Annotated in this window: 12 protein-coding genes; 9 read left to right on the top strand and 3 right to left on the bottom strand. The window is 42.7% G+C overall.

Going from position 1 to position 14,609, the window contains the following annotated elements:
• The first annotated feature begins 131 nt into the window (after positions 1-131).
• The 9 genes from C0213_06065 (at position 132) to C0213_06025 (ending at position 10,838) form a co-directional block, all read left to right on the top strand.
• On the top strand, positions 132-731 hold the full coding sequence (locus C0213_06065; GenBank protein ID AUX11996.1) for a GTP-binding protein: 600 nt from the start codon (positions 132-134) through the stop codon (positions 729-731).
• The gene (locus C0213_06060) at positions 731-1,024 is read left to right on the top strand and encodes a nucleotide pyrophosphohydrolase (GenBank protein ID AUX11995.1); all 294 of its coding nucleotides are present in this window, start codon (positions 731-733) and stop codon (positions 1,022-1,024) included. The genes C0213_06065 and C0213_06060 overlap by 1 nt, the downstream gene beginning before the upstream one ends.
• A 361-nt stretch (positions 1,025-1,385) precedes the next feature.
• A complete protein-coding gene (locus C0213_06055) occupies positions 1,386-2,849 on the top strand; it encodes an ABC transporter permease (protein ID AUX11994.1) in 1,464 nt (487 codons plus the stop codon).
• The gene (gene glnQ, locus C0213_06050; protein ID AUX11993.1) at positions 2,842-3,573 is read left to right on the top strand and encodes a glutamine ABC transporter ATP-binding protein; all 732 of its coding nucleotides are present in this window, start codon (positions 2,842-2,844) and stop codon (positions 3,571-3,573) included. The genes C0213_06055 and glnQ overlap by 8 nt, the downstream gene beginning before the upstream one ends.
• A 79-nt stretch (positions 3,574-3,652) precedes the next feature.
• Positions 3,653-5,431 (top strand): excinuclease ABC subunit C, encoded by a 1,779-nt coding sequence (locus C0213_06045; GenBank protein AUX11992.1) that lies wholly within the window; start codon positions 3,653-3,655, stop codon positions 5,429-5,431.
• Positions 5,432-5,544: 113 nt separating this feature from the next.
• Entirely contained in the window at positions 5,545-6,384 is an 840-nt protein-coding gene (locus C0213_06040) for a membrane protein (protein AUX11991.1), read from the top strand.
• Positions 6,385-6,485: 101 nt separating this feature from the next.
• Positions 6,486-6,956, top strand: coding sequence for a MarR family transcriptional regulator (locus C0213_06035; protein ID AUX11990.1), 471 nt, complete (start codon positions 6,486-6,488; stop codon positions 6,954-6,956).
• A gap of 2 nt (positions 6,957-6,958) precedes the next feature.
• A complete protein-coding gene (locus tag C0213_06030) occupies positions 6,959-9,493 on the top strand; it encodes an excinuclease ABC subunit A (GenBank protein ID AUX11989.1) in 2,535 nt (844 codons plus the stop codon).
• Between the two features lie 4 nt (positions 9,494-9,497).
• Positions 9,498-10,838, top strand: coding sequence for an AAA family ATPase (locus C0213_06025; protein AUX11988.1), 1,341 nt, complete (start codon positions 9,498-9,500; stop codon positions 10,836-10,838).
• Between the two features lie 35 nt (positions 10,839-10,873).
• On the opposite strand, the gene C0213_06020 is transcribed toward C0213_06025, so the two are convergent.
• From C0213_06020 to C0213_06010, 3 genes are read right to left on the bottom strand one after another with little or no spacing between them, the layout of a single operon-like run.
• Positions 10,874-12,808, bottom strand: coding sequence for a PTS fructose transporter subunit IIC (locus C0213_06020; GenBank protein ID AUX11987.1), 1,935 nt, complete (start codon positions 12,806-12,808; stop codon positions 10,874-10,876).
• Between the two features lie 24 nt (positions 12,809-12,832).
• Positions 12,833-13,750: a 1-phosphofructokinase gene (gene pfkB / locus C0213_06015; protein ID AUX11986.1), complete on the bottom strand. Its 918-nt coding sequence runs from the start codon at positions 13,748-13,750 to the stop codon at positions 12,833-12,835.
• Positions 13,750-14,502 (bottom strand): DeoR family transcriptional regulator, encoded by a 753-nt coding sequence (locus C0213_06010; protein ID AUX11985.1) that lies wholly within the window; start codon positions 14,500-14,502, stop codon positions 13,750-13,752. The genes pfkB and C0213_06010 overlap by 1 nt, the downstream gene beginning before the upstream one ends.
• Positions 14,503-14,609: the final 107 nt, after the last annotated feature.

Below are 14,609 nucleotides of genomic sequence, written 5' to 3'. Positions count from 1 at the left end.
GGGGCGTAATTGACCCGGCAACTTTTTTTACATAATGGGGCCGCTAAACATGGATTTGAAAATAAGTCAACGGCGCAATAATTATTTATTTATGCTAAACTAGCATTCGAAGGAAATAATCGGAGGTTATTATGGAAGTACATGAAGTTGAAATGGTGATGAGTGCGGTAGCTGCTTCGCAGTACCCCACTGACCAATTACCTGAAATCGCGTTATCTGGGCGCTCAAATGTCGGTAAATCTTCTTTAATTAATAAGTTAATTAATCGTAAGAGTTACGCACGAACATCAAGTAAACCAGGGAAGACGCAAACGTTAAATTTCTATCGGGTTGAAAATGAACTTTATTTCGTCGATGTGCCTGGTTATGGTTATGCGAAGGTTTCTAAGAAACAACGGGAAAAATTCGGGCAAATTATTGAAGCCTATCTCACTAATCGGGATAATTTACGCGGCCTAATTTCATTGATTGATGGTCGTCATGAACCAACTGATGATGATATTGCGATGTATGTTTTCGCTAAATATTACGATATTCCCGTGTTAGTGGTTGCCACTAAGATGGATAAAATCTCAACTGGGAAATGGAATCGCCAAGAAAAAATCATTAAAGAGGCGCTTGATTTTAACCCCGTTGATAAGTTTGTCTGCTTCAGTGCCTTGACTGGTGCTGGTAAGGATACGGTCTGGGAATGGATTGAACAACAATGTGATATTGGAGGTCGTCGTTAATGGAATTTAATGAATACCAAAAATTAGCGAATAGAACGCTATATGGTAATGAACAAGTTTTAACGAACTTGGCATTAGGTTTAGCTAGCGAAAGTGGCGAAGTCGTGGATATTGTCAAAAAATATACATTCCAAGGCCACCAACTAGATGAACAAGTACTTACCAAGAAGATTGGTGATGTCCTCTGGTATCTATCACAGATTGCTGAATGGAATAATGTCGACTTTGAAAAAGTAGCACAAGAAAACATTGAAAAGCTTAAAGAACGTTACCCAGAACGACACGCAGAATAATTAAAGTGTGCGTTATAAGTCGGATATCAAAAAGAGGTGCGGACAAAATTACTTTGTCCGCACCTCTTTTTTGATTATTCTTTTTTAGTTGTTTTTGATTCTGTTTCTTTTAATTTTTCAGCCGTTTCTTCAACCTCAGCTGCCATTTTTTCCCGATCGCCGGGAATTGATGCAAATTTGTCGAATAAACTGGTTAAATCTGTTTGACGCGTTACTTTTAAGCCCATAATATCCCTCTTTTCTGATGTGAGTCTATCATACCAGATAAAAATCAGTTCGCCAATTATTCTTAATTTATAAATAAATATTGCATAAATATTTATAGTAGTGTATTATGAAAAACATTATAGGAGGGGATCAAATGACTATCAAAAAAAGTTTAGCATTCATTTTACTACCATTAGCCTTGCTAGTGGCACTATTAGTGGGGAATAACCAAGCTGTGTCAGCCGCGGGGCAGACGGTTAGTCGCGTTCAAGCTAAGAAGACATTGGTGTTAGGGACTAGCCCGGATTATGCACCATATGAATTTTTAGTGAATAAAAACGGCAAAAATAAAACCGTTGGGATGGATATTGATGTCGCACAAAAGGTGGCTGACGATTTACACGTTAAGTTAGTAATCAAGTCAATGGACTTTGACGCGTTGTTAGTCGGTCTAGAAACCGGTAAGGTCGATATGGTGATTTCAGCGATGTCACCAACCGATGAACGGACCAAAAGTGTTGATTTCTCGGATGTCTATTACTTAGGTGGTCAATCGATCCTCGTCAATAAGGCCGACGCCCAGATTTATAAATCAAAAAATAGTTTTATCGGTAAGAAGGTTGGGGTCCAAACCGGAAGTCTCCAACAAACATTAGCTAAAAAACAAATTAAAAATGCGCAGATTACAGGTTTAACCAAAGTGCCCGATTTAGTATTAGCACTTAAGAGTCATAAAATTGACGGGATTGTGGCCGAAGAACCAGTCGCAACGGCTTATGCCAGCAATGATCCTGAATTAGTGCAAATTGACGGTAAATTTGATTTAGGGGCGGATATGCAAGGTTCAGCAATCGCGTTTCCGAAGAATTCACCAACTTTAGTCGCTGCCGCTAATAAGAGTATCGCTCAAATTAAGCAACAAAAATTAATTCCGCAATATTTAAAGAGTGCGGGTAGTTTGATGAAAACGAACACGCACAATACAAGTATGTGGCACTACTGGTCTTATTTCGCTAAAGGGATTGGTTATACTTTATTCATTACGATTGTTTCAATCATTATCGGGATCTTTATTGGGGTTGTACTCGCCTTTGCCAGACTTTCTAAGAATAAGCTATTCCATAGTCTAGCTGTGATGTATATCGAATTCGTCCGGGGCACCCCATTGATGATTCAAATTATGTTTGTCTACTTCGGGATTGGCTTGTGGGTCAACATTCCAGCCTTATTCGCGGGTGTGATTGCCGTTTCACTTAACAGTGCTGCGTATGTTGCTGAAATTATTCGTTCAGGGATCAATGCAATTGACGCTGGTCAAACGGAAGCCTCAAGAAGTTTAGGACTCTCACAACACGATACCATGCGGTATATCATCTTACCGCAGGCTTTGAAGAACATCTGGCCAGCCTTGGGTAACGAATTTATCTCATTGATTAAGGAAAGTTCAATCGTTTCAATTATCGGTGTAACGGATTTAATTTATCAATTAAAAGTGGTTCAATCAGCAACTTACAAAGGGGTCGCACCCATCTTTGTTGCAATGGTTATCTACTTTATCTTAACCTTCAGTCTTTCGAAACTACTCAACCATATTGAAAGGAAGATGCAGCATGCTTAAAATTAATCAATTAGTTAAAAAATATGACGATAACCTTGTTTTGAACGGGGTTAGTGGTGATGTTGAAGCGGGTCAAGTGATCGTTGTCATCGGCCCTTCAGGTGGTGGGAAGAGTACCTTATTACGGTGTTTGAACCGGTTAGAGGAACCAACAAGTGGCCAAATTCTTTTTGAAGGGACCGACTTGATGAGTCTCTCTGAAAAACAATTGGACCAAATGCGGACTAAGATGGGGATGGTTTTCCAAAACTTCAATCTATTCCCTAACTTAACGGTTTTAGATAATTTAAGACTCGCACCTCAAAATGTTAAACATCAATCAAAAGAAGATGCCACCAAAAAGGCCCAACAATTGTTAGAACGGGTCGGTTTAGCCGATAAGGCTGATGCGTATAGTGACCAATTGTCAGGGGGGCAAAAGCAACGGATTGCGATTGCCAGAGCACTTGCGATGTCACCAGATGTTTTATTATTTGATGAACCAACATCAGCGCTCGATCCAGAAATGGTGGGTGAAGTGTTGAAGGTGATGCAAGATTTGGCGCAAGAAGGTATGACAATGGTCGTTGTCACCCATGAAATGGGCTTTGCCCGGGAAGTAGCTGACGAAGTTTGGTTCATGGCAGACAGTCAAATCGTTGAAAAAGGGACACCAACGCAACTTTTTGAACATCCACAAGAAGAACGGACCCAACAATTCCTAGCCAAAATTTTAGCGCAATAATTGTCGATAGTTGCATTTTAGCCAAAAACACGTAAAATATAGGAACGAACACTTGTTTTGGATTAAAGGAGTGGTGTTTTTGGCAAGTGAACATATTGAACATAAATTAGCCTTATTACCAGCCTTACCGGGCTGTTATTTAATGAAAGATATTAACGCCCAGATTATCTACGTGGGTAAGGCCAAGAATCTTAAGAACCGGGTCCGCTCATATTTTAAGAGTAGCCACGAAGGTAAGACGGCCAAATTGGTCTCTGAAATTGTCGATTTTGAAACAATCATTACATCGACAAATAAAGAGGCCTTTTTGTTGGAAATTACGTTAATCCAAAAGCACCAACCCTACTTTAATATCAAGTTAAAACGGGGCACGGGCTATCCGTACATCAAGATTACCAATGAACGTGATCCACGCTTATTGATTACTGGCGATGTCAAAAAAGATGGTGGCTATTATTTTGGTCCGTATCCAGACGTTTATGCGGCCCAGGAGACTTTACGCTTCTTGCAACGTGTTTATCCCTTGCGGCGCTGTCAAGACCATCAAGGCCGTCCTTGCTTGTATTATCATATGGGACAGTGCTTGGGCGCTTGTTTCCAAGAAGTACCAGAAAAAGCCTATACTGAGCAAATTAAGAAGATTAAACGCTTTTTAAACGGACGAGTCGACAATGTTAAGAAGGATTTAACGGAGAAGATGGCAACCGCCGCGCAAGAGATGCAATTTGAGCGAGCTGCCGAGTTGCGTGATCAATTACGCTATATTGAAGCAACCGTTGAAAAGCAAAAGATTATTTCTAACGATCATACACCGCGTGATTTATTCGCCTTTTATATGGATAAAGGCTGGCTGTCGATTCAGATTTTCTTTATCCGCCAAGCGCGTTTAATTCGGCGGGAAAAACGCCTCTTCCCATGCGTCAATACGCCAGAGGAAGAATTGGCGACCTTTATTCTCCAATGGTATAACCGTAAGAATAATGTGTTACCACGAGAAATTCTCGTACCAGATGGGATCGAAAAACAAGTCTTATCCGATATTTTGCAAGTACCGATTCGAACGCCACAACGGGGAGAGAAAAAAGCCTTGATGGCAATGGCGCAAAAAAATAGTCGTCTGGTATTAGAAGAAAAGTTCCGCTTATTGGAACTCGATAATCGCAAGACAGTTGGTGCGCAAGATGAAATTATGGATGCACTCGGCTTACCCCATGGCCATGTTATCGAAGCATTCGATCATTCGCATATTCAAGGGACTGATCCGGTGTCGGCGATGGTCACATTCGTTGATGGCCGCGCTGAGAAGAAGCTGTATCGGAAGTATAAATTAACCCAGACAGCAGAGCGCGCCGGCGCCAACGAAGACGCCAATACACGTGAGGTGATTTATCGCCGCTATTCACGACTGTTAAAAGAGGGTAAAGCACTGCCTGACTTAATTTTAATGGATGGTGGGGTAGTTGAACTCAACGCGGCTAAAGACGTCTTAGAAAACGAATTAGGGCTCACAATTCCAGTTGCGGGGATGGTTAAGGATAATCACCATAAAACAGCCTCGCTATTATTTGGTGAAGCCGATCAAACGATTCAGCTTGACCCTAAGAGTCAGGGTTTTTACTTATTGACGCGAATTCAAGATGAAGTCCATCGTTTTGCGATTAGTTTTCACCGCCAGTTGCGTGGTAAGAATTCGTTGAGTTCTAAGTTGGATGATATCAAGGGGGTTGGTCCGAAAACGCGGACCAAACTTTTGAAGAATTTTGGTTCGATGAAGCATATTAAAGATGCGTCTGTTGAAGAACTTGAAGCACTCGGAATTTCGAAAACTGTTGCACAAACTATTAAATTATCACTATAAAAACGTTAGGTTCGGCAGGAAAGTATTGTCGGGCCTAACGTTTTTTATTCGCGTTTTATTCGATTCTCAAAATATGCTATCATTATGCTAATTCGAAACGGGAAGTGACACAGATGCAGAAAAAAGCAATTTTAACAAACGGCTTGGGAATTATCATTGGGGCTTTTATTTACGCCATCGCCATTAACGATTTCTTGCTCCCCCATCAAATTGGCGAGGGCGGTGTGACCGGACTCACCGCGATTGGGTATTATGCGCTTGCGATTCCGCCGGCCTTTACGAATCTGGTCTTAAACGGCCTATTAGTGGTGATTGGCTTTAGATACCTTGAGCGCCAAACAATCTGGTATTCAGTTTGGGCAGTGATTTGGATTTCACTCTTTTTAAAGCTACCGCATTTTATTGGTTACCATACGACGCAAACCTTAATTCCAACCTTGATTGGTGGCGTTTTGATGGGCATTGCGATGGCGCTGATTATTCATTGCCAAGGGACCATTGCCGGGAGTACAATTCTAGCAAAGATTGCCAATCGCTATTTAGGAATCCCGAATGGTTCTGCAATGTTATTTTTTGATTTAATCGTCGCGATTCCATCAGGCTTCATTATTGGCTTTCAAAATATGCTCTTAACGATTATTGAATTGTATTTATCGGCCGTCGTTTTAAATAAATTACTAGCTAAATTTGGGGCTAAGCGCGCAGTAACGATTATTTCAGAGCAATATGCAGAGATTGCTGAAACGTTATCGACGCAGTTTCAACAAGGGATTACGATTATCAAGGCCCAGGGCTATTACAGCCAAAATGAGCGGCCGATGTTGTATGTGATTTGTACGGCCAAACAACTCGCGACGTTGGTACCGGTGGTCTCACAAATCGATGTCAAAGCGTTGGTGGTTGTAGAAGAAGTCCGTAGTGTGCAAGCGCAACAATTAAAACAATTACTCTAAAAACATTGTGGGAACCACGATGTTTTTTTATTCGCTAAAATTAGTTTTATATAGTAATATATAATTAATGTTGATATAAAAACAAATAAGGGGTTATCAGGATGAAAACGAAACGTGGCGGTTATTTAACCTTGAAGATTCGGTTACTGAATACGCGGCTATTTAATCGCTATCTATTGGCGGATCAGCGGGCGCGCTATAATGCCGAACAAGGTAAAATATTGTCGGCGTTGTGGGACCGGCATCCGCAAACGGCGACGGAATTGGCGCAAATCACCGGCTTGGCCAATAGTAGTTTGTCGTTAATGCTCCATCGACTTGAGAAACAACAATTATTGATTAGTGAACAATCGCCAGTCGATAAGCGTAAGCGCGTTTTTGATTTAACACCGCTCGGCGCAGCGCAACAAAGTGTGGGGGATGATGTCAGTCAACGATTGAGTGCCGTTTTTTATAAAGGTTTTTCCGATGCGGAAGTAGCGGCCGTGGATGGTTACTTGGAACGGATTTTAGCAAATTTAGAAGCAGAGGCGGCAACTTTTAACCGTCAATCTAAAAAAGAAGAAGGTTAATCATGACAGTTAAACAACCAACGCAGATTGAAGTGCGGGGCGGTAACGTCAATAACTTAAAAAATATTAATGTCGATATTCCGTTGAACCAATTTGTGGCGATTTCGGGGCCCTCAGGATCGGGTAAGAGCTCATTGGCAATGGGGATTTTATACGCGGAGGGCTCACGGCGCTACTTAGAAGCGCTCTCGACTTACACACGGCGGCGTATTACGCAGAATAAACGCTCGCAAGTGCAAGAAGTGCGGCATATTCCATCCGCGATTGCATTACGACAACGCCCCAGTGTTCCTTCCGAACGGTCGACAGTGGGGTCGATGAGTGAAATTTTTAATGTGGTGCGGTTAATTTTTTCACGCTTAGGCACGACGCGTTGTCCGAACGGTCATGAGATCCAACCCAGTTTACAGATTGCGCAAGCGATGGATTTAGCTGGCGATAAAATGGGTGTCATTACCTGTCCAACTTGTCAGGTAGAATTTATGGCTAAATCAGCTGAGGACTTTGCTTTTAATTCAGCGGGTGCCTGTCCAGAATGTCATGGGACGGGCCAAATTCAAACGCTAGATAATCGCAAAATCATTGCGGATGAAAATCTCAGTATTGAAGATGGGGCAATCGCTTCTTGGCGTTTACCGGGGCGGAACTTTATGCCAACGGTCGCCGCACATATCGGGGTTCGAATTGATGTCCCTTATAAAGATTTGACGGACGAGGAAAAAGAAATCGTCTTGCATGGTAAGCGGAATAAATACGCGGTCGATTTTCACACATCAACCGGTCGTGTCTTTAGTACGGAAAATACACTCTATGAAAATGCCTACGACGCCGTTTATGAATCTTTGAAATCGGTCAAAAGTGATCGTGCGATGGCTAAAGTCAATTCGTTTTTCCATTTTTCAACTTGTCCAACATGTCATGGGACACGGCTCAATCCCGAACTATTAACGCAAACCGTGGGTGGGCAAAATATTGCGGCAGTTTCTGATATGACGCTAGGGGCACTCGGCACTTGGGTAACGGCTACTAAAGCCGATTTACCAGACGAGATGCAACAAATGGCAACCATTTTGTTTAAGAACCTATTAGAAACGTTGCAGCCATTACTGTCATTAGGACTCGACTATTTAACGTTGTCACGGAATGGCAACACATTATCGACTGGCGAACTTCAACGAATACAATTAGCGCGGACCTTAAGAACGGCAACAACCGGTGTCTTGTACGTTTTAGATGAACCGTCAATTGGGTTGCATCCGGATAATGTGGAAGGTTTAATTCATATTTTCAGACAGTTAGTGGCGCAAGGCAATTCATTAGTGGTCGTTGATCATGAAGTCAACATCATTAGCCAAGCCGACTGGGTGATTGAAATTGGGCCAGCAGCAGGGCGCAAAGGTGGTCAGGTGATTGCACAAGGCAAGCCGGCAGATTTAGTGCAAGACCCACAATCATTAATCGGACCATACATTGCCGGTCGGGCCAATATTTTATATCCCAAAGTTGCAACGCAAGCTACGGGTGTTCGAACGACAATGACAGTTGGACAGTATTTTAATCTGCGTGATGTGACCATTGAAATACCGGATAATCAAATTACGGCGGTTTCTGGTTTCTCGGGGGCCGGTAAGACCAGTTTAATCTTGGATAGTCTGGTACCGGCGATTGAGGCTCACCATAAGCATGAGCAACTTCCCCAACAGGTGACCCAGTTGACGACCGCTTTAACGTCAGTCGTCAGCATTGATGCTAAGCCAGTTGGTAAAAATACGCGTTCAACCTTAGCGACTTATACTAACATCATGACGAATCTTCGAAAATTATTTGCTGGACTACCGGAATCACAAGCCTACAATTATGGGATTGCCCATTTTTCGTATAACAATAAAGAAGGTGCCTGTCCCAATTGTGGTGGTCTGGGCAGTATTATTTTGGATATTCAATACTTACCAGATATGGAAGAAGTTTGTCCAGAATGTCAGGGTAAACGGTATAAGCCAGCCATTGAGGCGATTAAGTGGCATGGTGATAGCATCGTGGATTTATTGGCCTTATCAGTAGAAGAAGCCATACCGGTTTTTGCGGATGTGCCCAACATCTTAAAAGAACTTAAGATTCTCAAAGAAATTGGCTTAGGTTATTTGCACCTTGGTGAAAGTACCCCAAGTCTTTCAGGTGGCGAAGCGCAACGGCTAAAGTTAGTGACGCATTTGAATAAAAAACGGGCCGGGACGTTATTCGTCTTCGATGAACCATCCGTTGGTTTACATCCACGGGATGTGGAAACCTTGATGGGCGTTATTAATCAATTAAAAGCCAAAGGCGCAACGGTGATTATGATTACCCACGACCTTGATTTGATGACGAATGCTGATTATTTAATTGATTTAGGCCCCAAAGGTGGCAGCCAAGGTGGTCAAGTGATGGCCAGTGGGACGCCGTCTGAATTGGTTGCTGCTCAGACTGAAAGCCTAACGTTAAGTTATCTACGGGCACATTTTAAAAAGTTTCAACTAACGACAACTGAAATCGGGTGAAAAAATGACACAAACCTCTTTATTTGATCAAGAAATGGCAATGAATGCCCCACTTGCCAACCGCGTTCGGCCATCTGATTTAGACAGCTTCGTTGGGCAAAAGCATTTGGTGGGGCCGGGTAAATTTTTACGGGAAATGATTGATAAGGATCAAGTGACTTCAATGATTTTCTGGGGACCGCCGGGTGTTGGTAAAACGACGCTGGCCGAAATTATTGCGCGGAAAACGGCTTCGAATTTTATCACGTTTAGTGCCGCGATGAACGGCATTAAGGAAATTCGGAAGATTATGAATGAGGCCGAAACTAACCGCCAACTGGGTGAACGAACGATTGTCTTCATTGACGAAATTCACCGATTTAATAAGGCACAACAGGATGCCTTTTTACCGTATGTTGAAAAGGGCAGTATTATCCTCATCGGGGCGACAACTGAGAACCCATCGTTTGAAATTAATTCAGCGTTGCTGTCGCGTTCGCGCGTCTTTATTTTGAAACAACTGACCGAAGATGATATTACTGAACTTTTACAGCGCGTGATAAAAGCACCACAAGCTTTTCCGGATTTAACGGTGCAGATTAGTGCTGATGTGTTACACCAGATTGCAATTTTTGCCAATGGAGATGCTCGGACAGCGCTCAACATTTTAGAAATGTTAGTGATCAATAGTGACGTGCAAGATCATCAAGTGACCGTGAATAGCGACTTGCTTGGTGAATTGGTAAATAAGAAAACGGCCTACTACGATAAAAATGGCGAGGAACATTACAACATTATCTCGGCCTTGCATAAGTCGATGCGCAATAGCGATGCGGATTCAGCCATTTATTGGCTAGGTCGGATGATTGATGGTGGGGAAGATCCGATTTATATTGCCCGGCGCCTCGTCCGGTTTGCAAGCGAGGATATTGGATTAGCGGATAATAACGCGTTGAATTTAGCGATGAACGTCTTTCAGGCCTGCCAATCGCTAGGCTTGCCGGAGTGTGATGTTCATCTTACTCAGTGCGTGCTTTACTTATCGCTTGCACCGAAGTCTAATGCGACATATAAAGCACGAATGGCCGTTAAAAAGGATATTCAAAAAACGATTGATGAACCAGTACCATTACATCTCCGGAATGCAGCGACAAAGTTAATGAAGGAAGTGGGCTATGGCAAAGGCTATCAACTTGCGCATTTTTATGATGATAAGTTGACGACGATGCCGACCAGACCAGATAGCATTGCTGATCATATCTATTATCGACCAACGGAGCAGGGGAATGAAGGGCGGATGAAACAACGTCTAAATTATATTAACGAATGGAAGCAAAAGCATAATACTGATTTTCAAGGCAAATAAAAAGTCGCAGTCATTTGACTGCGACTTTTTTTAAATTAAGCTTCTTTAGCAACTGGACGCCAGAGGCCTAAGATTAAAGCACTGACGAATGTCCCGATTAATACCGCGAGGACAAAGAGTAAACCGTGGTTCGCAAGTGGGGCTACGAAAATCCCACCATGTGGTGCCGGAACAGTGATTTGCCATAATTGGGTTAAACCACCACCGATTGCTGAACCAATCACACTTGAAACGATAACGTGCAATGGATCTGTTGCAGCAAATGGAATTGCACCTTCAGTAATGAATGAAATCCCTAAGACGTAGTTAGCAAAGGCTTGTTTCCGTTCACTACCCGTAAATTTATTTTTGAAGATCGTTGCAGCAACGGCGATTGCTAATGGTGGGACCATCCCACCAGCCATAACAGCGGCCATTAATGAACCATCTTTAGTCGTTGTGAAAACACCGATTGCGAAGGTATAAGCAGCTTTATTGAAAGGACCACCCATATCAACGGACATCATCCCGCCTAAAATTGCACCAAGCAATAAGGCATTACCGGCACCTAAGTGTGTTAAGAAGGTACTTAACCAAAGATTAATTTGAGCAAAGACGGGGTTGACCATGAAGAACATGATAAAGCCGACAATCAATAGCCCAAGAACAGGGAAAATCAAGATTGGTTTTAAACCATCTAATGTTTGTGGTAAGTTCTTGAAGACTTTCTTCAAACCAACGATCACCCAACCAGCAATGAACCCAGCGGCTAAACCACCAAGGAAACCGGCAGGACTATCAGAAGAAATCACACTAGCTGTTGCTTGACTGGCCATATACCCGCCGACAAACCCAGGCATTAAAGCCGGACGGTCACCGATTGAAATCGCGATGTAAGCAGCCAGCACTGGAATTAAGAAGTTAAAAGCATTATTACCTAATGAGTTCAAGAAAATAAAGGTTGTTGAATGAGCGCCAACTGTTTGTTCCAATAGGAATGAGATGGCCATTAGAATCCCACCACCGACAACGAATGGTAACATATTTGAAACACCATTCATTAAATCTTGGTAGATACGACTCCAAAGGGTTTTCTTATCAGCTGAAGCTTCTTCGCTGGCTTGTGATTCTGTTGCGTGGAAGATTGAGCCTTCTTCATCCAATGTTTTTTGGATTAATTCGGCAGGTTTTTTGATACCGTCGATAACCGGGCGGTTCAAGAGATGTTTGCCGTTGAAACGAGGCATATCGACTTTCTTATCAGCAGCGATGATGACCCCTGTTGCACGGCTAATATCATCGGCTGTTAATTGATGTTTAACGCCTTCTGAACCATTTGTTTCAACTTTGATATCGATGCCCATTTTAGCAGCGGTTTCTTTCAAGGCAGCTTCGGCCATGTAAGTGTGAGCAATCCCAGTTGGGCAAGCTGTCACAGCAACGATAAATGGTTTTTGTTCATCAGCAGGTGTTGCGGCAGCGGCTTGTGCTTGAGCAGCTTCTTGGGCTTCTTCCTTAGCGTCTTCAGCATCTTTGGCTGCTTGCGCCTTAGCAAAGAGTGCTTGGACGTCTTCAGGTGTTTGGGCTTGTTTTAAATCAGCCACTAATTGTGGGTTGATTAAAAGTGATGAAAGACCAGCTAAAGCTTGTAAATGGGTATCGTTAGCGCCTTCTGGAGCAGCAATCATGAAGAACAAGTAAACGGGTTGGCCGTCTAATGCGTCATATTCAACCCCATTTTGGCTCTTAGCGAATAAAACAGTTGCGCGTTGAACAGCACTGTCTTTGGCGTGAGGCATCGCAATCCCTTCACCAATCCCAGTTGATGATTGGGCTTCACGAGCCAAAATATCTTTACGATAGAGGGCGTCATCTGTGATAACACCGACGTCTTTATAACGAGCAACCATTTCATCAACAGCGGCTTCTTTAGTCGTTGCTTGTAAATCCATGATCATCGCATCTTTTAAGAGTAAGTCTTGGATGTTCATAATAAATCTCCTTTGTATTTAAAATTAATCAACTTGTGTGATTTCGATTTGTGGTAAGAGTTCGTTAATCTTAGCGCTAGTCGCTAAATCTTCTGAAAAGGCGGTGGCACTGCCGCAAGCAAGACTTGTTTTGAAAGCAGCTAGTGCATCGTGATGTTGCGCGAATGTCCCGACAAAGCCAGCGATCATTGAATCACCAGCACCAACGGAATTAATCACCGTCCCTTTAGGGGTGCCGCCGAGATAAGCGTGGTCTGGGGTAATTAAGAGGGCGCCATCACCGGCCATTGAGACCAATACGTGTTGGGCACCTTTGTCTAATAATTTGCGTCCGGCAGCGATGATTTCACCTTGGTTAGCAAATTGTGTGTCGAATAATTCAGCGAGTTCATGGTGGTTGGGTTTAATCACCAATGGCTTTTCGGCTAAAGTGTCTAATAAGGCTTGGCCAGTTGTATCAATTACGAATTCAGCATTGTGCGCTTGAATCATTGGAATCAAGTCTTTATAGAAGCTAGCAGGTAAGTTAGGTGGCAAACTGCCTGACATGAAGACGATATCGCCGGCTTCCAATTTAGCCAGTTGTTGCTTCAAGTTATCAACAGCACCAGCTGAAATGTGAGGACCTTGGCCGTTGATTTCAGTTTCTTCAACGCTATCTTTTAACTTGACGTTAATCCGGGTATCTTCTTCAACTTCTGTGAAGCGACAGTCAATAGACGCATTATTGAGTTTGTTTTGGATGAATTGACCGGTGAAACCACCGACAAAACCAAGGGCCACACTAGGGAGTGCTAATTCAGCAAGGATTCTTGAAACATTAATCCCTTTACCACCAGGTAACTTCACGTCCGATTGAACGCGGTTGACGTTGCCGGTATTTAGTTTTTCAAGTTGGATGACGTAATCGATTGATGGATTCGCCGTAATCGTATAAATCACTATAAAACCTCCTGTAAATCTGTATGTGTTTGATAAGTTTGACGTAGTGCAGGGGAGAGTTGATCGGTAATCAGTTGAACTTGCGCAAGTTCGGCAAATTTACTAAATGAAACGGCATCAAATTTCGTATGATCAGCTAGGACCATCGTTTGGTTAGCCTGTTGAATCGCAAATCGTTTGAGCGTTGCTTCTTCAGGATCAGGGGTTGTTAGACCTGAATATTGGTCAACACCGTTAGTTCCTAAAATCGCTTGGTTGAATTGAAATTGGAGCAGTGTTTCTAAGGCACCCGCACCAACCATCGCTTTGGTCTTATTTTTAACCCGGCCACCTAATAGGTAGGTTTGAATATGGTGATCAGCTAAAAGTGAAGCTGTATCAACCCCGTTAGTCACAACGGTTAAATTCATTTCAGGTGTTAAATAAGGGATGATTGCTTGGGTCGTTGTGCCGGCATCCAGATAGATGACACAGCCTAATTGGATCTTAGAAGCTGCAAATTTAGCAATTTCGTTTTTTTCGTGAACGTTTTTGCTCGTTTTCTCGATTTGCCCTAATTCAACCTGTAATTTATTGAGGCGTTTAGCACCGCCGTGAATCCGAGTGACCAACCCTTGTTCTTCTAAAAGTTGTAGGTCACGACGAATAGTGGACTCTGATGCGTCTAACAAGTGACATAACGCTTTCATTTTGACGACATCTTGTTGTTGTAATAAATCCAGGATGGCTTGGTGCCGTTCTTCTGTTAACATATCAAAAACCTCCGTGCATTCATTATGTCATCGTTTACAATAAAAAGCAACCAAAATATTTCAAAAACGTTCAAAAACAATCAAACGAATTTAAAAAAGGACTGCTG

The sequence above is a fragment of the Latilactobacillus sakei genome (assembly GCA_002953655.1).
GTDB lineage: Bacteria > Bacillota > Bacilli > Lactobacillales > Lactobacillaceae > Latilactobacillus > Latilactobacillus sakei_A.
The sequence above is the reverse complement of the archived record's forward strand: the minus strand, read 5'-3'. Positions and strand labels throughout refer to the sequence as shown.